The sequence below is a fragment of the Candidatus Uabimicrobium amorphum genome, from assembly GCF_009002475.1.
In the GTDB taxonomy this organism is placed as follows: Bacteria; Planctomycetota; Uabimicrobiia; order Uabimicrobiales; family Uabimicrobiaceae; genus Uabimicrobium; species Uabimicrobium amorphum.
Map to the genome: position 1 here is coordinate 3,334,477 of NZ_AP019860.1, position 24,545 is coordinate 3,359,021.

The following is a 24,545-nucleotide window of genomic DNA, read 5'->3' on the forward strand; positions in this document are numbered from 1 at the left end:
ATTTTAGATATTTTCATAGGTGACGTGATTGAGAGTGTTTACAAAGAATTGCAAAGACAAAAAAAAGGCCACAGCAATTGCCGTGGCCTTTTTTGTAGATTTACGTGTGATTACTTAATCTTCTTTACTATGTGTGTAGATGGATGCCAATCCCATAGCATTTTGCTTTCGCCATTTTGGGTAAAAGAAGCTGTAAACATACGATGTTTTACGCCGATAGAAGTGATATTTAGTTCTTCGACAGTTTGAACTTCACCGCTGTCTGCTTTTGCGTTGCCGTTCTTATCTTGCCATACGCTTAGTGTTTCTAGCTCTGCACCAGTAAGAACGCCATCGTTGTTTTTATCAAGTAGAGAAAGTTTTTCAAAACCGTGCTTGAAACCACCTGCATCACCAAAAAGATGATTACCATTGATTTCTCCACCATCATATTGTACTAGAAGACCATCATTTGGGCCTACCCATTCGATGACTTCAGCAAAACCATCGCCATTGATGTCGAATGCGCGACGTGTGTCTTTTTCGATAGAACTATGAGGCAGCCACTTACCACCAGAAGCTTGAAGACGCTTGTCTCCATCCATATCAAGAACGATAGGAGTGTATACACCAAAAGCGTTTACTTCGAATACACCTTCAGGTGTGGTAATGGTCATAAGAAGCACTTCGTTTGTGTAATCACCATTGTCACCTTCGCGATATCTTCCGTTAGGACCATATCCTGTAGGAGCAGCTCCTGTATTACGCCCAGCGTAGACAGATACTGTGTCAGAACTGTCACCTTCATAATCTTCGTACACAGATGCAGGATCAGTATTTGTGGTCTCTTGACCCAAAGCGTTAAAGAAGGTACTTTCACCTTGCATGATTACCGAATTGAATACTTCGGTACTAGAATTAAAATCAGAAATAAAATTGCTGATCGCGGAAGTGAAAACTTCAACATCCCCTTCTACGATTCCAAGATCTCTATAACCAGAACGCTTGATATCTGCACCATCTCCATGGTGTTGGTGTTCTTGTAGGTCTGCCAAATATTCAAGAACATGGCCAACGCCTAAATCGTCGTTAGAGTTTTCTAAATAGTTGTTGATTCCCCAACGATAATCTGTACGAAAAACTTCTAACAAATCATGGTGGAACTCAATACCGAAGACGGGAGGAAGTTCACTGTTTTTTACAGGACTGTCCATGAAATTTTCAGGACGGTCTTGAACGACGGAGTCGCCATCATCTGCCCACAAGCTACTTAAAGCTAATGTAGGGATGAGAAGAAAAATAACCAAATATTTCATACCAATACCCCTTTCAATATATTTTAAAATACCTTATACCATTCTCATTGTAGATTTTATGACTAAAAATATCAAGATCATATTTTTTTATTTTTAACAAATTTATTGCTCTAACAAATTTGGGGTTATTTTAACTACTTTCAATAGAAAGTAACTGTTTTAAGCGCGTCAAATTTCATTTTTACTATTCGATATTTGACAAAAGATCCGAAAATATTTATCTTGTAGCTTTAATATACAAATTTCAGTAAGGAAAACATGGATGAATGAACAAAAATCCCTGCGTATACTTAGCGATGCAAAGTGGTTTGATTTAACGCAGTCGCTTAGTATTTTTACTCCTCCATGGCCGGGAGAAATGCCTCTTCAAGTGCACTTTTTCAAAAGATTAACTGGTTCTTTTGGTGGTGGACAAGGTGCGAATGGTCAATTAATCGAATGGTCAAATAACACCGGAACACATCTTGTTGGCCCGCGCGCATTTCACTCAGGTTGCAGAGCAATTGCAGATATTCCTCTCAGTGATGTATGTGGAGAAGGTGTTGTCGTTGATATATCTGATGCTGTATCTGATTACAGTCTGTATACACCAGAAATGATCACCGAACGAGCGGAAGTAAAACCGGGAGATATTCTTATTATAAACACTGGTTACCATAAATATGGATATGATCAACCAGATGTCAAAAACGAACAAGCTCAGGGGGGAATTGAAAACAAGGAGTTTGGTTATTACCTAAGACACCCTGGTCCTTCCCCGGAATTCTTCCAGTGGGCTCTTGACATGAAGTTAAAAATGATTGCGGTGGACTGTGGTAGTGTTGAACACCCCATGAATACGAATTTGCGTTACATGCATGCACGTGAATTTGAAAAAGCAGAAGCAAAGTTAAAAGAAACGCACAACAAAACATGGGATGAGTGCTTCCCTCCCGACGAATATTATGAACACACACACACCACGATTCCCAAAGCAGGTTTGTTATTTGCCGAATCACTCGGTGGACAACTCAACGAACTCAACAATAAACGTGCATGGGTGATGATACAACCTATTCCGTTTATGGAGGTTGAATCGGCGTGGTGTAGAGCTGTCGCACTACAAGCACCACAAGACATGAGCGAACAAGACTTTTTTACCGCGATGCATGATATGACGATGCTCGATTTGACATTGCCTTTCAGTGTACAAACCCCACAGTGGGCAAACTATGAGCCACTGAGCGTACGTTATCACAAACGCGTCGGTGGACAATACTTCGGTCTTGGTCGCAACAACGCGCACTGCAAAGCTAGTTTCCATTTAGCAACACATATGGACGGTGAAAAACACTTTCATGCCGCCGGAAAGACCATAGGTGAAACTCCATTTGAAAAATGGTTTGGCCCAGGAGCCGTCGCCGACATATCTGAATTTGTAAGTGATACAAGTGTATACACTCCTGAAATGATCGAAAAAGTAGTTGATGTACAAAAAGGAGATATACTCGTTATCAAAACAGGTTATCACAAATATGGATGGAACAGCCCTGACTCCAGTGAATTTCGTTATATGATACGCCACCCAGGACCATCTCCTGATTTTGCCCAGTGGTGCATAGACAAAGAAATTAATTGGTTGGCTGTAGACTGTGTGGCAATGGAACACCCCATGAACACGATTCAGCGTCTATGGCACCCAAAAACATTTGAAGAGGCAAATAGTAAGATAAAAGAAACATATGGCAAAGAATGGGATGAGGTCTATCCTTTAGATCAATACTACCAGGATATGCATTTGAACTTATTCCCCAAAGGGATCATACATGCGGAAAATATCGGTAACCAAATTGCCGAGATGCAAAGTGGTCGTTATTTCATTGCATGTTTTATTCAAAAAGGTATGGAACTTGCCTCATGCTGGGCGCGATTTGTGGCTTTTAAAGATTAGTTTAAACGAGAATTCAGTGCAATACTGGATTCTCGCTTTATTTTGGGTGGTTTTGTAGGAAGTTTTGTAACTCGGTGCGCATTTCTTCTGCTGTTTTATAACGATCTTCAGGTTTATGCTCCATTGCTTTTTCTACAATCTTTATGATTTCATCAGGCAGATCTTTATTGCGCTCTTTTAAACGAATATAGTTGTTTTTTAACTTTGCATAAAAAAGTTTGTCTAAAGTTCTTCCGCACTCTTCAAATGGAGCAATTCCTACCAATATGTGATACAATGTCGCCCCTACTGCATAAATATCTGCGGGATGATCGGCGGCTTTCGATCTTTGTATCTGTTCTAAAGGCATATAGAAACATGTCCCCATAATCTGCCCTGTTTTTGTCAAGTCGACTGATTCCGTGATGACTTTTCCCAAACCAAGGTCAATCACTTTGATTTCTCTATTTTTTGTAATAAATATGTTGGCTGGTTTTATATCGCGGTGTACGATGTTATGCTGGTAGGCATAGTGTAAAGCACTGAGAACATATGTCATCAAATGGGCGGCATGTCGCGGTAAAATAGGGCCCATTTTTAACCGGTCTAGTAGAGTTTGTCCTTCAATGTATTCCATAACAATAAACAAACGTCCATTGTGATTACCGCAGTCTTTAAAACCAATGATGTTAGGATGCTGCAAATCATTTAAAACGAGTGCTTCTCGCTGAAAATATTTACGTAGTTTTTCATTGGTATTTACTAATATTTTTACTGCCACATCTTCATTATTTTTGTCGTCGTGAGCGAGAAATACACGTCCCATGGTACCTTCACCCAACTGCTTCTTTATCGTATATTGGTCTTTAATACGGATACGCTTCGCTTGCGGCTGCACTGGTTGCGCGGGAACTTGTGGCTGGGCATGGGGCTGTCCTGGAGGAATTGGCGGTGGTACTTTTATATCCCCAAAAGATTGGCCAAGTTGCGCGCCTGAAAGAGCCCCGGGCATCATGCCTGGAGGTGCTGGGTTGGCTGGCGTTTTGGTACTGGGTTGGTTATTGAAAATAACTACTTGACAACGCATACAAGTAACGTGAATGAGGGCGTTGTTTGGTCTAACAGCCATTCTCATGACGGCACCGCATTTATTGCATTGAAAATTGTGTATTGCCATGGTTTATTCTCAACTCTACAAATGAAAATGTTTATAACAATCGCTAAATTCTAACGACTAATAAAGAAAATGTACAATTAAAATTTTTTATTTTTTTTGCTTTTTAGCGACCGGATATGGCGCGTGCAAAATATATGTCGCTTCGCGACTTGTCAACAGAATGTAAGCGGCAATATTATTTTTTTGATTTTCGACAAACGAAATGTGACCTATAGACTGATGCGCACTACTATTTAAAGGAGAGTAAAAACGTAATTTTAACAACGGTGTGATTTCTCGTTCATTTGCGCTCAAATCCCAAATGTAAGCATTTCCTTTCATATCGCTCGATATCAATCGCGTTTTTTGTTTGTTAACCGCACAGCATTTTACAATGTCGTAGTGTCCGCGAAATATCTTTTCTAACTTGCGTTTTTCCAAGTTAATCATAAATAGTTTGCCATTTGAATTACCGGCAATGATTCGTTCTCGGTCCAACCACGTCGCTGCCGTCAAAGCGGAAATAATATTTGCGGTTTTTGGTAATTTTGAAATGGTCTGTTTTATTTGGGTAAAAGGTTTCCACAAATGTACGTTTGACGCATCGACAATGACAAAGGATTCTTTTGTTTTATCATAAAGCACCGCACGAATAAAGTGTCGACTGCACTTAAATATTTGCCGCGCTTGTGGTTTATCGTCGCGCCACAGATTTTTTCCCCAAATAAAAATGCTATCTAAATAGGTAGTGGCGAGCAATTTTTGGCCTTCGTAATCAACGAAGTAGCAGTGCCGTACGCGATGATGATTGAGATCATCAGGTTGTTTCCGTCCTAGTTTGTTGTGTAAGTCGGGATAAAATTTTTGCAACTTCAACTCTTTACCATTCCAAGTAAAGATAGATAAACCGCTATTCCTACTATGTCCAACGACAATAGTATAACGCCCTGGTGCTGTTTCTATAGCATCAACAGAGTAAAATTCGTGAATCGAAAAGTGGTGTGCCAATAACTTCTGCTGAGGCAAATCCCAAATAGTAACTTTGCGAGACCCAACGTTAATCACTAAATTGTTTATCACCATCGTTTGAAAAAGATTTGTATTGCGGTAGTTGATCGAATCGCGCCGCGCAACGTCCCACATTTTGACAACACCTTTTGCCCCGTGAGAGAACAATATTTTATCATCAAAAGAAAAATTACAGGCGTTCACTTTGTAAGCATGCCCCACAAACGAATGAACCATTTGCTTTTTTTTGATAGACCACAAATCAATGTTTTTTTCCCCCCACGATACCAAATATTTTTTGTTATGTGACATCGTCATCTTCTCGTATTCGCGTCCTTTTTTTCCGGTACGAAAAGGAGTGGTTTTTCGGCTCTTGACATTGTAAAAGTAAATAGTATTTGCATTGGCGAGAATCCAAAAATCACGTGTACATTTTAAACGAATGATGGGTTGCAAGGTTGTGAAGTCAATACGTGAAACAAAACCTCTGCGAACACCTTCCGTGAGCAAAAACTCGGTCTTTTTTACCTTAGGTAAGTACACCTTATATACTTCTGCATACCAACAAAACAGCAATTCATCTCCAACAAGCTCACAAGAGTAGTTCGTATTATTCCCCAACGTGGTCAAATCAATGGTTGTTTTTAAGCGGTGATTTACACAATCAACAAGGTAGATATAACCTCTTCCCCAAACAACAGCGGTCTTACTGTTCGCATGAAAAGAAACGCCGACCACCGAAGAAAAACCGCTATCAACAACTTGAATGTAAGTGCGTTTTTTTGTTTGCAAATTTTCCAGGGCAATGATTCCCCTTGTATAGAGATATATGCAAACCTGCCGGTTTGGACTTCGCAACACATTCGTCAAAACTCGTTCTTTATACACAATCTTTTTAAAATCACTCTTTGTTTGGAGAGTCGTGGTTGGTTTCCAAGTATGAGCATGGTAGGAGTAAAAGGTGTTTATCGTGCCATGCGGCCCCAAAAAACTATGATGCGCTTGTTCTCGAAAAAAGAAGGAATGTAGCGATGTATCGCTCTTTTTTTTCAGCCATCGCCATTCGAGATGACGCGGCTTGCGAATAAACTCTAGACGTTCCTCTATATCGTCACTATTCCCTGAGATTTCCATCTGACGATTAATTTGTGTGATCTCTTGGCGGTAAAACTTTTTTGCTTGCTGCTGTAGTCTTTTTTCTTGCTGTTGCGACCGCTGTTCTTGTTCTTGTAGTTGTCGTTGTTGCTGCTTTAGCCGTTGCTGTTGTTGCCCAATAGATTTTTCATGTTTTGCAATGTCTTCGGCCAATTGTCGTTCCTTTGCACGCAATACAGAAACACTTTGTTGCAATTCCATGGCCTGTAGCAAATAAATAATTGTGCCGATAGACGCCAAAAAAGTGGAAATAACAAGAGACGAAATCAGTTTATTGCGCCGTAAAAGCTTGGCACATTTCCCCAAATAGCTAGGTGGTTTCGCGGCCACCGGTTTATTTTCGATGTAATTTCGTAAATCGCGAGCAAATGCACGCATGTTATCATAGCGATTCCTTCGTGCCTTGTGCATTGCCTTAAGGCATATAGCTTCCAATTCTTTTGGAATATCGGGGTTCAAACTCCGCGGTGCAATAATATCGTAGTTAAGAATTTGAAAAAAGATATTAAAGGTTTCACCTTGGTAGGGCGGCCGATGCGTCAATAACTCATATAAAACTGCCCCTAACGAATAAATATCGGTTGCGTATGATATATTTTGAGCACCACGTACTTGTTCAGGAGAAGCGTATGCTGGAGTTCCTACAAAACCAGAACTCCCCTCTTTTTTGCGACTCAACTCTTTTGCTAACCCAAAGTCTGTTATCTTAGGGTTTTCCGCCTGAGTCAGCATAATATTACTTGGCTTTAAATCGCGATGAATGATATTTTTATTGTGGACAAAATCTAACGCCAATGCACATTGTTGAATAAAAGCCGCTATCTTCTTCGGACTCCATTCTTCACTTTTGATGGCCTCTTTTAACTGTCTTCCAGGAATGTACTCCATTGCGATATAGTGTTGCGGTGTGTTACCAATTTCAAAAATCTTAACGATAGCAGGGTGATCAATTTGTGCAATGGCACGTGCTTCTGCTAAAAATTGCTCTATTTGTGGTGTGGTTAACCGAACGTCGGCACGTATAATTTTAATCGCCACCACTCGCTGTAAACGACGATCTAGAGCTTGGTAAACTTCCCCCATGCCACCTTTGCCCAATTCTTTTTGTATGATGTAGTGGTTAAACTGCGTTCCCGCCCCAAGACTTGACGACGGGGTATCAACATCTAGAGTTTCTGCAAAACAATTTTCATTTTTGTTGGCAACAAAAAAAGATTCAGAGATTTGATTGGTTTCGGAAGTCATTTGAGTTTGTTGTTTTTGCAAATATTGTTGTATCTTAATAATTTGCTCATTCATGAGGTAGCCGTTTATTTCCAACCACAAAAAAAAATTTTTTTGCGGTTGTTGTTGGAACTCAATGAAGTATCTTCGCGCTTGCTGTGGGGAGATGAAATTCAGTAAAATAGCTGTTTGTAGGAACAACTCTGGTTCTGACATAGTAAAAATTCCTCAATAAAATATCGCGTTATATCACAAATTATAACAAAAATTTATGTTATCATAAATTTTTTTATGAACTTGTGAGCGATAAGTTCGTATTATTTTTGCAATACAAAATTTATGCATTTGAGATTTTTTACAAATAATGGTAAGCTAAATATTCTCAAAATCTTGCAACTCACAAAATAAAAATTGATTTGTTGAAAGGCCATAATATGTCCGAATATCTTGAAGATGATTATGTTGATGATGGCTATGCCGATGATTATGTCGATGAAGATTTTAATGATTTTTGGCAAGAGCAACTACAAAAAACACCTTGGTGGATGATCTCTTTAGTTGTCCACACAATCGCAGCTTTTATTGCAACCCTTATTGTATTCGAAAAAGCCCCTGAAAAACCAGAATATGAATACATTGCTGAAATACAAGAAGTCAAAAAAGAAGAAGTTAAACCTGAACCAAAACGCGATGTTTTTAAGAAAACAAAGCCGGTAAAAGAAAATGAACCCACAGTTGAAGACCCTGTCGTAAAAGAAGCGAAAGTTTCCGATCACAACGAAAGCAACGACAACGAGGAAAACTTCACAATGAAGGGTAATGAAGAGGCAGCAGCAAACAGTCCGCTAAAGGCTAACTTTGACAGTAGCTTTATTGGTGCTGGTGGAGGTGCTGGTGGAAAATTCGGAACTCGTTTTGGCGGTAAGGCAGACCTCGTCAAAGAAGGTGGGGGAAGTGCGGCTACCGAAAGTGCTGTAAAAGCAGGACTTGAATGGCTCAAACGCCACCAAGCAGATGATGGTGGTTGGGATGCAGATGGTTTTATCTCCAAGTGCGGCTCCGATCCCAAAAACCCTGGAGAGTGTGACGGTGCAGGTTATCAATGGGTTGATCCTGGTGTAACAGGTTTGGCACTACTTTGTTTTCTCGGTGCAGGAAATACCGCAACCACCGGTGAATTTAAAGATGTGGTACGCAAAGCGCAAAAATATCTGAAAAGTATCCAAGACGAAGAAGGTTGTTTTGGTAAAAAACAAGGTCACTATATGTATAATCACTCCATTGCTGCTCTTGCAATGGCAGAGGCTTATGCGTTGTCAAACTACAATCCACTACTGCGCTCTTCTGCACAAAAGGGTATAGACTACTTAGTTAAATCACAAAATCCAGGTAAAGCATGGCGCTACTCTTACCAATGCGGAGATAACGATACCTCTGTAACTGGATGGGCGGTCATGGCTCTAAAATCAGCTAAAGTTGCTGAATTAGAGGTGCCGGATAGTAGCTTTACATCTGCTCTAGTATGGGTAGACGAAGTAACAGACGAACACTACTACAGAACTGGTTATATCCAAAAAGGAGATACCGGATCGCGTCTACAAGGTGTAGAGGGATTTTCAAGAAGTGAAGCAATGACGGCAGCGGCGATGACATCACGTGTTTTTTCGGGAACAGAAAGAACCGATGCGCGCTTACACGGAGGTGGTGCTCTACTATCTAACTCCCTACCAGCTTGGGAACAAGATGCCCAAGGCCAAAGTTTGGTCGACTTTTACTATTGGTACTATGGTACTTTAGCGATGTACCAGATGGGTGGTGACTTTTGGCAAACATGGAATGATAAAATGAAAAAAGCGTTGGTGGAAAACCAAAAAACCTCACAATGTGTAAATGGTTCTTGGGATTCCGTTGATCCATGGGGAAAAGCAGGGGGACGTGTATACTCCACAGCGATCAATGTTTTATCATTAGAAATTTACTACCGCTACGCAAAAGTATTTGGAGCCAAGTAAATACTCTTACATAATCATGCATCAAATATTTTAATAATCAATTTTGATATTAGGGAAATTCCCTAATTTAGCATAACTACAGGACGCTATTCTAAGCGTCCTGTAATTATATTATCGAGAATCGCAACATGCATGGAGTAGTTTTAAACGGCGGGAAAAGCACGCGCATGGGCCGTGACAAAGGACAACTCATCTACCACTCCCATCCACAGACAATACATTGTTATCATCTTTTACAAACTGTATGTTCGGATGTTGTTATATCATGCCGCGAAGACCAAAAAAAACTCTATAGCGATTACTCCACAGTAATAGATTTGTATGAAAACTGTGGTCCTATTTCAGGTCTTCTATCTGTATACGAATATACAAAAAGTCCGCTTCTCGTCTTAGCATGTGATTTGCCATTTTTCAACGAGAACACACTACAGCATCTCTATAAAAATCGCAATTCCACCAAAGCAGCGACTGTATATACACACAGCGATCAAAGATTAGAACCACTATGTTCCATTTGGGAAATTTCCGCTTTAGAAGCTTTGCGCGCTCAATTTCTTTCAGGAAAATATGGTTTAAACAGAATCCTAAACCAACTCCCCATTCAACGCATACCGATTGTCAATCCACAAAGTTTTACGAATGTCAACGAGTACGACGTCTATAAAAAAATTACAAAAAAAACGTGACCGCTATACATGTCAAGTTAAGATATAACCCCTTATGGTGTCATCCCTGCAAAAGCAGGGATCCAGCGTTTATAAGTCAACTTTGTATTGCTAGTTTCCCGCTTATGCGGGAATGACATGGATTTTTTACGGTCACGTTTTTACAAACACGACTACCGACGATATTTCGCCCAGCGGTAAATTTGTTCGTAAATATTACCACCTTTGTAGTGCTTGTAACCACTGACAAAACCTTGTTTAAAAGAATGATGACAGCTTTCGGGCAAACGCAAAACAAATTGACGAATAAAATTTGCCAACTGATTTTTTGTTACATTTCCCCAATATAAATTGTGTCCGTAAATTTTTCCAAAATCACTGGCGGTATGACATAGTAATTCCTGGAAAAGATATAGACCCGCTGCCCCATAACCTTTAATAAAGCCTCGTCTAAATTGGGCCAACTCTGTAGAGCTTTTTGTAAAAACGTTACCGTAAATAAACTTACGCGTTTGTCGACGCGATACACGACCACTACGTAAGGATTTACCCCAATCAAGTCCTAGACTGAATGTGGTGTCCTGACGACCAATAATCACCTCAGCAACCGCTTCCACATTGCGATATCGAGCAATAACATTGTAATTCCCCGGTGCCGCGCCAGCTTGAAATGTTCCACTTTGGTCAATTCTTCCGCCAGTGGCCGACCACGAAATTCTTACGGGATACTTTGCTCCATTTTGTAAGAAAGCTGCTGCAGAGAATTTGTACAGTTCATTGGGTTGCAAAGTAATCTTTTTCGGTGAAATGTCAATATACTCAATACGCTCCTGATAACCACCTTGCACTTCAAGAACGATTTCCCGTGTGGCCTTGCGATGCGCAATCGTAACCGCATAAGAACCTGGACGCTTCGGTGCAATCCAAATATTGCCGTACTCACCGACAAGTACACCTCCTGAGGACCTGTACTTGAATTCCCATGGCCATGTCCATTCCACTTTGCCATTCTTCAACAAAGCGGGTTTAATGACAACATTTTCACCTGGCCTTACCGTTGTACTACTCGTCGAGATACGCAGCGAATAACCACTATCGTTTTGTTGTTTACCCTCTATAAGAATAGATGCTTTGGCGAACAAATGACTTTCGGTATCAATCACCGTGACATAATAACGACCGACTTTATTTCCCGCATAGTATACTCCATCTTTACTAATCGTTCCACCGATGGCAAACCATTTGGGGGTAACATTCACTTGATTTTCACTACTATCAATTCCCACTGCTTCAAATTTAATACTTTCTCCTGGGGCCAGGGTCGCACTTTCCGGAATTATTTTTAAGCGCACGCTGTTGCTACTTACTATACGTATTTTCGCGGTGCTACTCAGACCATTCTTTGTATTTGCGGTTACAGTAAAATAACCACCGTCTTTTTGTCCAGCGGTAAAAACACCTTGCGGAGTAATTTTTCCTCCGGTAGCAGTCCATTTTACGTCAACAGGCGTTTCTTCGGCGTTGCGGCGAATTCCCATCGCAGAGAACTTAAATGTTTCTCCAGGGCGCATCTCTTTGTTGCCTGGAACAATGACAACTCTCTCTATCGGTTCGACAATCGAAACTTTTGCCTGTGTCTCTAGGCTACGTTCGCGATCCACAGCGACAATAGTGTATTCACCATTGATGGCCCCCGCAGTATAGGTTCCATCGCCTTCCATAACACCACCTTGGGCACGCCACTGAACATTTGCAGATAGTTTGTTATTTTTTGCATCATAAACTTCAGCAGAGAAGCGGTACTTCTGTAAAGGTTCCAACGTAATATTTTGTGGAGTGATCACTATGCGACTGCGATTATAATTTGGTGTATAAACCACTATTTTGGTTCGCTTGACCCATTTTTTATAGCGAATCTTAACTCGGTATGTACCGGGCTCATCGGGTGCTGTGTACAGCGTTTCATGAAAAGAACCTTTTTCGGCAATACATTTAAACTCCCAAGGCCATGCCCACAATTTCTCTTTACCTTTATACATGGTAATTTTTAGGCGAAGTTTCTCCCCCACCGGCACAGTGAGTTTGCGAGGTTCAATGAACATTTTCATGCGTCCAATCACCTTAAGCGTTGCCTGCGCAGAAATATCAGTGCCCACGATTTTTGCCGTAATGGTTTGTACTCCAGATTCGCTAGCTAGATACCAACCGTTTTGTTTTATTTTTCCGCCAGAACAACTCCACTCAAGAGGAAATGTTCGACTACCTTTTTCATCAGCAACTTGTGCGATGAATTTGACTTTGGTTCCCTCTTTTACAGACGTTTTGTCGCTCTTTATCGTAAAAGATTGGATTTGGGGTTGTGTTACAGTTATTTTAAACTTAGCTTTTGCTTTTTTGTGCTCCACTTTTAACTCGTATTCACCTACTTCTTGCGGCGCAGTGTAAATACTATTTTCAAAAGTTCCTCCCGAAACCGTAGACTTATACTCCCAAGGCCAAGAGAACTCTTCAAAAGAACCGCGGAATAACTTAAAATTAATCTTTTGCGTCGTACCTATAGGTAAAACAATTTCCTGAGGGTCAGACTCGATTCGATATATATCAGATTTCTTTTCGATAATCGTAACATTGATTGTTTTTGTTACGCCAGAAGTTGGTTCGGAAACTTCGATGGTGTAGTTACCAGGCTTTCCTCCGGCAGTAAATGTTCCATTGGCATCTACACGGCCACCATCGGTTCGCCACAACAGCGAAATTTGCTGAACGCTACCATCTTCGGCAATGGCATTTGCCACAAAGGTATATTTACTATAGGCTTGCAGGGTTAAACTTTCGCGATTGACTTGAATTTCTTTGATGCGCGAATTTTGCTCACCCGTAGCAACAATAACCACAACATTGGTCACTGCTTTGGGATGGCGAATTTCGATATTATAGGCTCCCGGCTTTTGTGGCGCAGTGTACACGGTATCGTTCATTTCTCCTTCACTGGCGACAAAAGTATATTCCCACGGCCACGACCATATTTCTTTATTGCTCTTACGCAATGTAACTTGGAAACTCACTTTTTCACCCGGTTTTACACGTGGTTCTACGGGAGAAACTTGCAGGGTGTACTCGTTGTTAGCCGCGATAATTACCCGTGAAGAAACCTCTAGGCCTTGTTTTTTATAAACGGCCTTTACACTATAATTTCCCATCGTATTGTTTGCCGTATATAGTCCAGTACGATCAATAGTTCCGCCTGTTGCCACCCACTCAATATCTACCGCAATTTTGTTATTGTTACCATCGTACGCGTTTGCGGAAAACTGTGCACTTTCGCCTGGTTGTAAGGTAATATTTTTTGGAAGAACTTCCAAGTTAGAGATCTCTGTTACCTCTTGTAAACCACGAAAAACGTTCACGCGCACTTTAGCGTGTTGGTCACCATCTGTTGCGACAACCACAAAATCACCTATTGCACTCCCTGCGGTGTATAAACCATTACGATCAATTGTACCACCCGTGGCTTCCCACCTTACCTCACGAGCCCCCTCGACGGAAAACTGATACTGTTCTCCTGGTTGTAATGATATATTTTCACTGGTAATCTTTAATCCCGCAGGAACATCTATAATGTCATTGCTATTTCCATCGACCACATTATTATTTGGCTTATCATCGCCATTTTGTTCTTCCTTCGCAGATGTAGCCCCATCGACATTATCCTCTGTGGTCGCACCTAAATTATTTTCCACCAATTCGTCGGGGTTGTCTCTAGTTGTAGATTCTCCAACAAATTCTTCTGCGTTGCCTGCATCGGTATATTCTTCTGCATTACCTGCATCGGTAGATTCTTCTGTGCTGCCTACATCGGTAGATTCTTCTGCATCGCCTACATCGGCATATTCTTCTGCATCGCCTGCATCGGCATACTCTTCTGCACTACCCGCATCGGTAGATTCTGCGTTTCCGTCATCCGTAGATTCTTCGGCACTACCCGCATCAACAAATTCTTCAGCATCGCCTGCATCGGCATACTCTTCCGCATCGCCCGTATCAGCATACTCTTCTGCGTTGCCTGCATCGGTAGATTCTTCGACACTACCTGCGTCGGCAAATTCCTCTGCGTCGGCATCGCTATCATCAGAGTTACCCTCGGCAACAATTATTTCATCAGGGATCTCTCTCTTTTCAGGAGTAGCAACGATATTGGGTTTTGCAACAACGACGACTTGTAGTGCCTGTCTTATATTGCTACCCACATCCTTCGCTTCTATCTTGTAAATCCCCGGTTCACTTGCCATAAAGTTACCTTGTGTATCGATTCTTCCCTTATCGACTCTCCATAACGGTCGAAAGTCTATCGTTTTGCCATATTGATCATAACCAAGGCTCTTCACACTTACAATCATTCCTGGATAGATAGGTTCCTCATTCACCGTCAATTCTATTCTTTGTAACTTCGCAGGAACAGCAACAACCTCGATCGCCACTGTTTTTTCGACATCGCTATTCGCGGCTTTCACACTTACATTATAAATCCCTACTTTATTTGCAGAAAATTCATAGCCTCGTGCATTTTCTTTTCCAGCGTTACCTCGCCAAATCAAGTCTGTGTCCATTGCTTGACCACGATCATCATACCCTGCTGCGGTCAACTGTAACTTTTCTCCCACAAACACTTTCTTTTTAGGCGTTGAAATGACGATTTCACTGAGTGTGCTACCTTTTTCCCGAACATTCACAGTGACTTTAGTTTTCAAGCCATCCGGACCAAGGGCAATAATTTTATAGCTACCTACTTTTTCAGCGGTAAACTTACCATTGGAGTCTATTTTTCCACCATTTGCCATCCATGCTATTTGGTAAAAAAGAGCGTTCTTACTCTTACCTAGGGCTGTTGCCGTCAGAGTTACCGATTCTCCTACTTGAATATCTACCTCCGTAGGCTCTACGACTATTTCCTTCACTGGTTCACGCCCAATAACATTTACAACAGCTACGCTTTCGATGGTCTTATAACGAATAAAAACCAAATATGTCCCGGGTACAGGTGGAGCTTTATATACGTTTCCCGAAAAACTTCCTTTTTCTGCAGAAAATTTAAAATCCCACGGCAAGACCTGCTGAACTTCTCCATCTTTTACCAAACCCACGATATAGGGAATTTGTTCTTGTGGAGCAACAGATACCTCAATAGGATTAACAGAGATATACGTTTCTGCACTCAGAATAGGCATCAAAATTAATAAAACTATCAGTACATACTTTAACATCTATGGTCTCCGATTTTGAATATAAGGGCGGATGAATAAAATTCGTTTGGATTTTACCTCATCCCTACGTTGTAGTATGTGATTCTTTGCGTCACATAGTCTATTTGGGTAGGCTTTTATTATAAAGTACCAATTATGACACTCTTAGGAATATTTGCATTTAAGATTTTCTTTATTTTTTTTAAATTCTACTATAAATTTTGCAATATTTTTATAAAAATGCATAATTATATACTAAAATTTTTTGCAATATTTTTAACTTTTTTTTAACGTGGTGGTAGATGTTGTAAAAAAGCGCTACAAAAAGCTGCCGATAAACACTTCTTGTCACCACCCATTTTACGAGGGCGTGTCGGATGAGAGTTAATGGATAACATGCCCTAGATAACATTTTTATTCTTTTACAAAGACTTACAAATTGACAATAGACTACTTTGATATATGCGTTCTTGTAATAGTGACGTTTTTTAGCTCAATTATTTCCGCAACTACCGGTTCAGGGGGCGGTGTTTTATTATTTTCGGTGATGACATTGTATTTACCACTCTTTGTTCTTATACCAATTCATGGTTTTCTGCAAATGTGCATGAACTGGCTAAGATGCTTCTTTTTGTTAGATGCCATGCGCTGGAAGTCATTTGCATTTTTTGCTGTCAGTGCTTGTATTGGAGCTATTTGCGCAGCGATTTTTATTCCAAAAATTCCCAAAGAAATTCCCTATTTTATTATTGCGGTATTTATTTTTTATACGATTTTCAAACCAAAAAATATTCCTGATTTTGTGATTGGTGATGTATGGTTTACTGTTGTCGGATTTATCACCGGTATTTTGGGAATTCTCGTAGGAGCGATTGGACCATTCTTAGCCCTATTCTATGTACGCAAAGATTTATCCAAACAGCAAGTCGTTGCCAACAAATCCGCCATGCAGGCGTTAATTCACACAACTAAACTCCCCATCTTTTTATACCTAGGTTTTTCGTACATGGAGTATGCCAGCTTTATCGTATATCTATTACTTGCCGGGTTAATTGGTACTAGAATTGGAATATACGCGCTCATGTGGATTCCACAAATTTATTTTTTTATCGCTTTCAAATGTGCATTATTTCTGGCTGGCTTAAAATTACTTTACCAAGTATTTCTCTAGAAAGAATTCTATATCATGAAAACATTTACTGTTCAAAATCCATTTGACAATAGTTCTCTTGGCGAATTCCCATTTTCATCGCGCGAAGATACACAAAAAGCTATTGAAATCATTCATTCAGGCAAAAAAGAGCTGTGTAATACCTCTTATTTTGAGCGTGCTACCATTCTCGAAAATTTAGGAAACCTATTGGAGAAGAATGCCGAAAAACTCGCACAACTTATTACCAAGGAGATTGGCAAAACAATCAGTGACAGTCGCATCGAACTACAGCGTTCAAGAAATACTGTATTGTGTACCGCAAGTGAGGTAAAAAATATTAAGGGAGAAACGCTACACTCTGATGCCTACCCTCCCAAACGAGACCGTTTAGGTATCGTTCAATGGTTTCCATTAGGTTCTGTTTTAGCCATTACCCCTTTTAATTTCCCCATAAACATTGCCATGCATAAAATTGCTCCTGCTTTTGCTGCGGGCAACACGATACTTTTTAAACCAAGTCCACAAAATTATCTTTCCGCCAAAGAGATCACTCGTCTGTGTTACGAAGCGGGAATGAGCGAAAATACACTACAAATGTGTATGCCTGACATTGAAACCATGGGGGAAGTAGTTGCTGATCCACGAATTCACTGCATCAATTTCACAGGCGGTACACACGCAGCGCAGGCGATTGCCAAAAATGCTGGATTTAAAAAACTGCTTTTTGAACTCGGTGGGAATGATCCCCTCATTATTATGGACGATGCAGATGTTCCTCTGGCTGTACAAACGACCATTCAGCAACGTTTTGGTACTGCGGGACAACGTTGTACAGCCTGTAAAAGAGTGTATGTACACGACAAAATCTATGACGTATACAAAGAACAACTTGTACATGAAGCTCAGAAATTAAAAGTGGGCGATCCATTAGCAGAAGATACTTTCGTCGGACCTTTGGTAAATACTGCTGCGGCTGATGAAGTCTTTTCCAGAATACAAAAATCTGTAGAACAGGGGGCTGTAGCCCTTATTGGCAACAAACGCGAAAACAACATCATATTTCCAACTATTCTCGAAAATGTTACCGCTGACACTCCTGTTGTTGCTGAAGAAACTTTTGGACCGGTAGTACCTCTATTTCGTTTTTCAAATTTAGACACCGTAATAAAGAGTGTGAATGCTTCGAACTATGGCTTACAGTCAGGTGTTTTTACACAAAATTTAGCCATCGCCAAAAAACTGTACGCGGAATTAGAGGTTGGGGCTCTTGCAGTTAACGACGGTCCCGGTTTTCGCGCAGAGCACTTTCCCTTTGGTGGGGTAAAAGATAGCGGGATTGGCCGCGAGGGTGTGTACTATGCCATTCGTGAAATGTCTTTTCAAAAGACATTTGTTCTATAGACTCGCTAAAATTTATCAGAGTAACATCATGAAAATTGTACAAGTTATTACCGAATTGCGACCTGCAGGAGCAGAACGTATCGTGCTCGAACTTAGCCGTGGTTTAAAAAAAAATAATCACGATGTCGCTGTCATTTCTTTGTTACCAATACCAGAGAAATCTGTCATTGTTGAAGAACTTCACTCTCTCAACATCGAAGTTTACAGCTTAAACTTGACAAAATTTTGCATGTGGCGTATTTTCAAATTGCGTAGTATGCTACGCAATTTGCAACCGCAAATAGTTCATGCGCATCTAATTCACGCAAATATTGTCACGCGTCTCAACGCATGGCGCAAACAGTACATTTTGGTAAATAGTGTTCACATTGCGGAAAAACGCCCAGGAAAAAAATGGCATTTTCTTTGCGATCGTTTCACATTGCGTCACTGCGACTCAATGACGGTTGTGTCCAATGCAGTGCAACGTTTTCATTCACAAAAGTTAGGCATTCACCCCTCACAACTTCCGGTGATTTACAATGGCATTGATATTCCCGCACCAATCTCCCAACAACAGGTAACTCATTTAAAAAAACTATGGAAAGTCGACCATTGTACGAAGATAATCGGTTCTATTGGTAGGTTAGAGCCACAAAAAGGCTATGATATGTTATTTGAGTTGTTGCCAACACTTAGCAACAAAATTCCGGAGAATGAGTCTTGGGCGATTGTTATTCTCGGAGAGGGTCAACAGCGTGAGGTATTACAACAATACCCCTCGTTGTCCAACATTGAAATTCGTCTCCCCGGTTTTCGTAAAGACGCTGCCCATTGTATCGGTGCATTTGATTTGTTTGTGATGCCTTCACGTTATGAAGGATTTGGTCTGGCTTTGGTGGAAGCAATGAGTCATGGAGTGCCTATTCTCGCAAACGATGTAGACTCACTACCTGAGTTATTGCAGGTTTACCAGAATGGCAGCGTGACAAATTTTGCGAATATCAACACCGTAGAGAAAATGATAAAACAACTTGCGATAAGTCAAAGAACCCCTTATAAAGAGTTTACTTTGCCAAACATGATTTCACAATACCTGGATTTGTATTGCAAACTGTATAGAGAAAGAAATTTTCGGTAGGAATTTTAATAGTAGGTCATCGACTTAAGACGATGACGCATAAATTCAACTTGCTCTTTGTAGAGTATTTCCAAAAACAAATTGCCTAGTTTGCGCTTCAGACCTACTCCTTCTGCCTCAGAGTATTTACTGACACGTGGGTTTTCAAGTAAAAAATCACAAACGAGATTTGTCGAATGCTCTAACAGCTCCCGCGCCGTTTTATCCCCTTTAACTCTTACAAAAGGAAGAATGCGAAATTCCCCTTTTTTTCCAGGGCGTCCACCATCGAAACGCGATCTCTGCAGCATGCCATACAACTTAATCGCTTCTTCTGCGGCGACAATCTGATCTCGGCTAACATGCTCTTCGTAATCATTTTCAATTACATCACTATTGCGACCTGTACTTTTTTTTGCCTCTTGGTATGTTTGAACAGCTTGATAGATCAAATCTTTGAGTTTTTTGGGAAAACGTATCGATTTTTTTTCTAATTCATAGAGATCTTCGAGAAATTTCTCATTACCCGCTTTGATATAATAACGTGCTTCTTTTAATGATGGAGGAGTTTGAATGACAATGTTACTCACCCAAGTCTTAAACTCAGGATTTTCTTTTTTTACGTATTCTTTATAGGTATTATAACCTTCATTATCAAATACAGCGTGAATAGGTATGCGAAAATAACTGGTCACTTCAATACCTGGTTGAGTTTTTGAACTACGCATATAACCAATCATTTTGTCGCGGCTATTTAAACGGACCATACCTATCATGATTGTATCTAGCATGTATTCAGCCTTCTTGAATTATTTTATTGTTTTCAACAATGCTTCTGCTTCTGCGAAATTGCCCGCATGTTGGATGGCTTGTTTTAAGTCTTCTATCGCCAATTTTTTTTCTCCAAGGCCCAAGTAACTTTTGGCCCGAAGATATAAAGTGTAGTGCGAAGAAGCTATTATATCGTAGTATTTACTGAGATCTCGTATTGCACGTTCGTGTTCGCCAAGCTCGCCAAAAACTTGTCCGCGGAAAAAGTAGACAATCGGTACGTGCTCAAAACCAGTGCTGGCGATTGTATCAAATTTCTTTAGAGCTTCTTTATATTTTTTTTGCTGTATTAAAATCGCTCCTTCTTCAATGATCGGCCAAGTTTGCAATTCCGCTTGCCAATTCGCCGCTTGCTGTAAGCCCGCAGCTTCGAGTGAAGACCTAATCTTTTGGTATTTATCAACTAATTCAACACGCATTTTTTTTTCGTAGCGATATCTTTTCACCAGGGCAATATTCGTGGCGATGAATAATACTAAAATACCCGCCAGTATTAACTTACGCCAATAAAAAACGGCAGAGTCGCCAGGAAGGGTATCGTTATTTTCTGACGTGTTTTGAGATGACATATAACACCTATTTGGTCTTTCCGTACTTTAAAGTAACCAGAAAGTATAGCAAAATATCTATACCTTTTGTTTAGCCGCTCAAATTTAGGAGTGATGGCGGGAGTACATGGGAATCGAACCCACCAAAGATGTTTAACGACCTTTCAACTGGGTTGAAGCCAGCGAAGCCCGCCAGGACTTTTCTACTCCCGTATACTATCAAAATACATTTACTTTTTTTGATAGAACATTCTTATTTAAAGTTTATAAGAAACAAAATTAAATTTAAGAATTATTAGTTATCATATGACATTTGACTGTCCATTGTCAATGATATTTTTTTACCTTAATCCACTTGAATTTATTCGTGTTGTCGTAGTGATACGATCTAATGGAAAATAACGTGAATAGTACTTTACTAATAATAGAATAAACCATATGATATAGCGGAAAAATCACTAAATGAATTTTAGATTTCTCGGAGAAATTATGGAAAAAAAAATTGTATTTTCAGAAAATGCTCCCAAACCTATAGGACCTTACTCTCAAGCTGTCCGTGTTGGTGAATTGATGTTTTTATCCGGGCAAATTGCCCTAGATCCACAAAGTGGTGAGTTAAAAAATGCATCTTTTGCCGAAGAATGCACAACTGTCCTTGAGAATTTAAAAGCGGTTCTCGAAGCGGGTGGCAGTTCAATGACCAACCTAGTCAAGGTCAATGTGTTTTTGAAGGACTTAGGTAATTTCGTAGAGTTTAACGGTATCTATGAAAAATATGTACAGGAAAGCAAGCCCGCTCGTGCGTGTGTAGAAGTAAGTAGACTTCCTAAAGATGTAAACATTGAAATAGAAGCTGTCGCACTGTGTAAGGAGTAGACATGGAAAAATGGTTGGAAATTTTACAACAGAAGTATTGGGGAAACACACTAGGTCAATATGCAATGGTATTGGCAATTATTTTCATTGCCGTAGTCGTTCGTTTTATTGTGTGTTCCATTGTGTACAAGCGCTTAATGAATTGGGTAGATAGCAAAAGCGAAGACTTAGACGCCAAAGTTCTTGGTAAAATTAAAAGTCCTTTAGGCTACATTATTCTTTTCATTGGCTTAAAAATGGCCACGGGTGTCTTGACAATTTCGCGCAAAGTCGATGCAAACAGTGTTGACAAAGTTCAAATGTTTATCGATGCCTTTTTTGCGACAGTGATCGCATTTTCTATCGCGTGGATGTTGATCCGGTTTGTCGACATTCTCATGATTTACATGAAAAAACACGCGAGCACGACCGAAAGTAAACTCGACGATCAACTAGTACCACTTGTTTCGAAATCACTGAAGATTTTTATCATACTCATTGCGTTTATCACCATCGCCCAAGGTCTGGGATACTCGATTGGCGGTCTACTTGCTGGTTTGGGTATCGGGGGTTTAGCTTTGGCCATGGCAGCCAAAGACACTCTATCCAACCTCTTTGGGTCTGTCACTATATTCAGCGACCAACCATTTCAGGTGGGGGACTGGATCAAAGTCAACAGCCATGAAGGTGTTGTCGAAGCCGTGGGTTTTCGCAGTACACGCATACGCACGTTCTACAAAACAGAAGTTAGCATTCCCAATAGTGTCGTTGCCAACGCTACCATTGACAACTTTTCCCGCATGCAACGCCGACGTGTTTCCACAACACTAGGTTTTACCTACGAAACAACTCCCGACCAAATGGAAAAAGCGCTTGCAGGCCTTCGCAATGTACTTAAGAAGACCAAAGGCGTTAGTCAAGATTTTTATATGGTGAGTTTTACAGGATTTGGCGATAGTGCTCTAGAGGTCCTATTGTATTATTTCACAGATACAACAGTGTGGACGGAATACGTAGAAATACGCGAACGTGTAAACCTTGCTATTATGAGAGCGTTACAAAAAGCAGGTGTTGAGTTTGCATTTAACTCAATGAGTGTTTATTTGCGTTCTGGTGAACAAGGGCAGGTACCAAAACTCGAAGTGATTTCTAAAAAATAAATGAGATAAAAAATGCGAAAAGTACTAACAATAACCCTAATACTTCTAGGTTGTATCTCTTCCCAGATGAATGAAGATACACAACAGGTCATTGTTGTGGTAAACGAAAAATGGGAAGACTCAAAAGCTACGTTGTACTTACTAGAAAAAAAAGACAACCAGTGGCAACACCAGACATCGTGGCCAACAGTCACTGGGCGCAATGGTTTGGCGTGGGGCAAAGGTGAATTTACACTACCTTCCAAAGACATGGTCGAAAAAAAAGAAGGCGATGGTAAAGCACCAGCGGGGATATTTAAAATAACCAACATGTTATATGGATATGCCAAAACACCTCCAGAAGGTACGAAGCTAAATTATACCGCTCTTTCGGAAAATTACTTGGGAATAGACGACTCAAAAAGTAAGTACTACAACAAAATAGTTGATACGCGAAAAATAGAAAAAGACTGGGACTCCTTTGAACACATGCGACGCAAAGATCACCTGTATCGCTGGGTTCTGGTTGTGGAACACAACTTGAATCCTACGACGAAAGGCAGCGGAAGTTGTATATTCCTTCACTTATGGATTTCGCCACAATCAGACACATCTGGCTGTACAGCAATGTCGGAAGCAAACATCTTAAAACTTATTAAGTGGATAGATCCGCAAAAAAAGCCACGTTTTATTCAATTACCAAGACGCATATATCAAAGTTATGCTTCGCAAATGGGGCTTCCCAAGTTACCCGTTGAGGAACCAAAAAATGAAAAGTAAAATCATTGTCAAAACACTACTCATTTTTATGTTGCTAATAGCCACTTGCTTTACAGATGACATGTGGGAAAAAGGGCAACAGATTGAAAATGACAGCTGGGAAGATGCGATCAAATACTACATGAAAATCAGTGAAGACCACTCAGAAAAACCACTGATCGCAGCAAAAGCATATGATAAAGTGGCCCATTGCTATACAAAAATGGGAGAAAAACTCATGGCCGCTGACTGCTATGTATACGCAGCGGAATTAATAGAGGGGCAACCAGATAGCAAACGTCAGCAACAAGAATGGATGGCATATGCCGCTCTTAACTACGAAGATTCCCGAAAATGGGAGCTTGCTGCGGAATGCTACATAAAGGCCTCTGAGCTTACCGCAAATAAAATTTTCGCCAATAAATATCGCATAAGTGCTGGAAGGGCTTTTGATGAAATTGCCAATTACCCCGAAGCGATTGCCATATGCTCCTTAGCTCTTGAAAACGCCAATAACAATATTGAACGCAGTAAAATTGTCAAGAACTTATGGAACTACACGCTAAAACAAGCCCAGGTAGATGCGCAAGACGGTGTACACCGAGCAGCAGGAATCACTTATCGTGAATATGCGAATTATCTATTGGAAAGCAAAAAGGAAAAACGCAGTAAACAATATTTGCAAAAAGCTCTCGAACAGTTTCAAAAAGCAAAAGATAATGCCTCACAAGCAGATATTTACTTTCATTTAGCACAGCTTTCACAAGAAAGACAACAATACGATGATGCGTTTCTTTTTTTAGTCGCTAGCTTAGAAGCCGAAGGACAAAATACCCCCGAAGAAAACAAAGAAACATTTGTAAAAGAAATGGAAAGTCAATTCTCTCGTCTTCTAAAATGTGCAAATAAATTTATGGAAATTGCAAAACGTTCGAATCGACGTGGAGAAGCGTTGGAAAAAATTCAGGAAGTTGTGGATCAAACAATGGAGTTTTACGCGGCCGTAGACATCACTGTTTCCGACAAGAAAGTATCGCAACTTGCACAAGACCTCGCACAAAAACTCCGCGATTTTAAATAGACACCAAATGAAGAA

The 24,545-nt window shown here is 40.4% G+C and carries 16 protein-coding genes and 1 tRNA gene; 10 read left to right on the forward strand and 7 right to left on the reverse strand.

All coding sequences use genetic code 11. The features are described 5' to 3' along the window. Positions 1-110: 110 nt before the first annotated feature. Positions 111-1,295, reverse strand: coding sequence for a CREC-EF hand family protein (locus tag UABAM_RS11905; protein WP_151968229.1), 1,185 nt, complete (start codon positions 1,293-1,295; stop codon positions 111-113). Between the two features lie 262 nt (positions 1,296-1,557). Between UABAM_RS11905 and UABAM_RS33395 the strand changes: the two genes are divergently transcribed. Further along, the gene (locus tag UABAM_RS33395; protein ID WP_173013265.1) at positions 1,558-3,225 is read left to right on the forward strand and encodes a cyclase family protein; all 1,668 of its coding nucleotides are present in this window, start codon (positions 1,558-1,560) and stop codon (positions 3,223-3,225) included. Positions 3,226-3,262: 37 nt separating this feature from the next. Here the strand turns inward: UABAM_RS33395 and UABAM_RS11915 are convergent, their stop codons facing one another. After that, the gene (locus tag UABAM_RS11915) at positions 3,263-4,381 is read right to left on the reverse strand and encodes a serine/threonine protein kinase (RefSeq protein ID WP_151968230.1); all 1,119 of its coding nucleotides are present in this window, start codon (positions 4,379-4,381) and stop codon (positions 3,263-3,265) included. Between the two features lie 87 nt (positions 4,382-4,468). Next, entirely contained in the window at positions 4,469-7,963 is a 3,495-nt protein-coding gene (locus UABAM_RS11920; protein WP_151968231.1) for a WD40 repeat domain-containing serine/threonine-protein kinase, read from the reverse strand. A gap of 218 nt (positions 7,964-8,181) precedes the next feature. Here UABAM_RS11920 and UABAM_RS11925 point away from each other — a divergent pair, with 218 nt between their 5' ends. Beyond that, positions 8,182-9,759 (forward strand): prenyltransferase/squalene oxidase repeat-containing protein, encoded by a 1,578-nt coding sequence (locus UABAM_RS11925; protein WP_151968232.1) that lies wholly within the window; start codon positions 8,182-8,184, stop codon positions 9,757-9,759. A 128-nt stretch (positions 9,760-9,887) separates the two neighbouring features. Beyond that, entirely contained in the window at positions 9,888-10,445 is a 558-nt protein-coding gene (mobA, locus tag UABAM_RS11930; RefSeq protein WP_151968233.1) for a molybdenum cofactor guanylyltransferase, read from the forward strand. Positions 10,446-10,597: 152 nt separating this feature from the next. On the opposite strand, the gene UABAM_RS11935 is transcribed toward mobA, so the two are convergent. Beyond that, complete coding sequence (locus UABAM_RS11935; protein ID WP_151968234.1) at positions 10,598-15,685, reverse strand: ICP22 family protein; 5,088 nt, start codon at positions 15,683-15,685, stop codon at positions 10,598-10,600. Positions 15,686-16,103: 418 nt separating this feature from the next. Between UABAM_RS11935 and UABAM_RS11940 the strand changes: the two genes are divergently transcribed. From UABAM_RS11940 to UABAM_RS11950, 3 genes are read left to right on the forward strand one after another with little or no spacing between them, the layout of a single operon-like run. Further along, positions 16,104-16,835: a sulfite exporter TauE/SafE family protein gene (locus tag UABAM_RS11940; RefSeq protein ID WP_151968235.1), complete on the forward strand. Its 732-nt coding sequence runs from the start codon at positions 16,104-16,106 to the stop codon at positions 16,833-16,835. A gap of 15 nt (positions 16,836-16,850) precedes the next feature. Next, a complete protein-coding gene (gene safD / locus UABAM_RS11945; RefSeq protein ID WP_151968236.1) occupies positions 16,851-18,218 on the forward strand; it encodes a sulfoacetaldehyde dehydrogenase SafD in 1,368 nt (455 codons plus the stop codon). 28 nt (positions 18,219-18,246) lie between these two features. Continuing rightward, on the forward strand, positions 18,247-19,338 hold the full coding sequence (locus UABAM_RS11950) for a glycosyltransferase (RefSeq protein WP_173013266.1): 1,092 nt from the start codon (positions 18,247-18,249) through the stop codon (positions 19,336-19,338). A 5-nt stretch (positions 19,339-19,343) separates the two neighbouring features. On the opposite strand, the gene UABAM_RS11955 is transcribed toward UABAM_RS11950, so the two are convergent. The 3 genes from UABAM_RS11955 to UABAM_RS11965 form a co-directional block, all read right to left on the reverse strand. Then, positions 19,344-20,108 carry a hypothetical protein gene (locus UABAM_RS11955; RefSeq protein WP_151968238.1) on the reverse strand — a complete coding sequence of 255 codons (765 nt, stop codon included), beginning with the start codon at positions 20,106-20,108 and terminating at the stop codon, positions 19,344-19,346. 18 nt (positions 20,109-20,126) lie between these two features. Beyond that, positions 20,127-20,717 carry a tetratricopeptide repeat protein gene (locus UABAM_RS11960; protein WP_151968239.1) on the reverse strand — a complete coding sequence of 197 codons (591 nt, stop codon included), beginning with the start codon at positions 20,715-20,717 and terminating at the stop codon, positions 20,127-20,129. A gap of 94 nt (positions 20,718-20,811) precedes the next feature. Next, positions 20,812-20,907: transfer RNA gene (locus tag UABAM_RS11965), tRNA-Sec, on the reverse strand. A gap of 278 nt (positions 20,908-21,185) precedes the next feature. Between UABAM_RS11965 and UABAM_RS11970 the strand changes: the two genes are divergently transcribed. The 4 genes from UABAM_RS11970 to UABAM_RS11985 are packed head-to-tail and all read left to right on the forward strand — an operon-like array spanning position 21,186 to position 24,530. Further along, on the forward strand, positions 21,186-21,572 hold the full coding sequence (locus UABAM_RS11970) for a RidA family protein (protein ID WP_151968240.1): 387 nt from the start codon (positions 21,186-21,188) through the stop codon (positions 21,570-21,572). Between the two features lie 2 nt (positions 21,573-21,574). Beyond that, positions 21,575-22,711 (forward strand): mechanosensitive ion channel family protein, encoded by a 1,137-nt coding sequence (locus tag UABAM_RS11975; RefSeq protein ID WP_151968241.1) that lies wholly within the window; start codon positions 21,575-21,577, stop codon positions 22,709-22,711. A 12-nt stretch (positions 22,712-22,723) separates the two neighbouring features. Then, positions 22,724-23,470: a L,D-transpeptidase family protein gene (locus tag UABAM_RS11980; RefSeq protein WP_151968242.1), complete on the forward strand. Its 747-nt coding sequence runs from the start codon at positions 22,724-22,726 to the stop codon at positions 23,468-23,470. After that, a complete protein-coding gene (locus tag UABAM_RS11985; protein WP_173013267.1) occupies positions 23,460-24,530 on the forward strand; it encodes a tetratricopeptide repeat protein in 1,071 nt (356 codons plus the stop codon). The genes UABAM_RS11980 and UABAM_RS11985 overlap by 11 nt, the downstream gene beginning before the upstream one ends. Positions 24,531-24,545 lie beyond the last annotated feature (15 nt).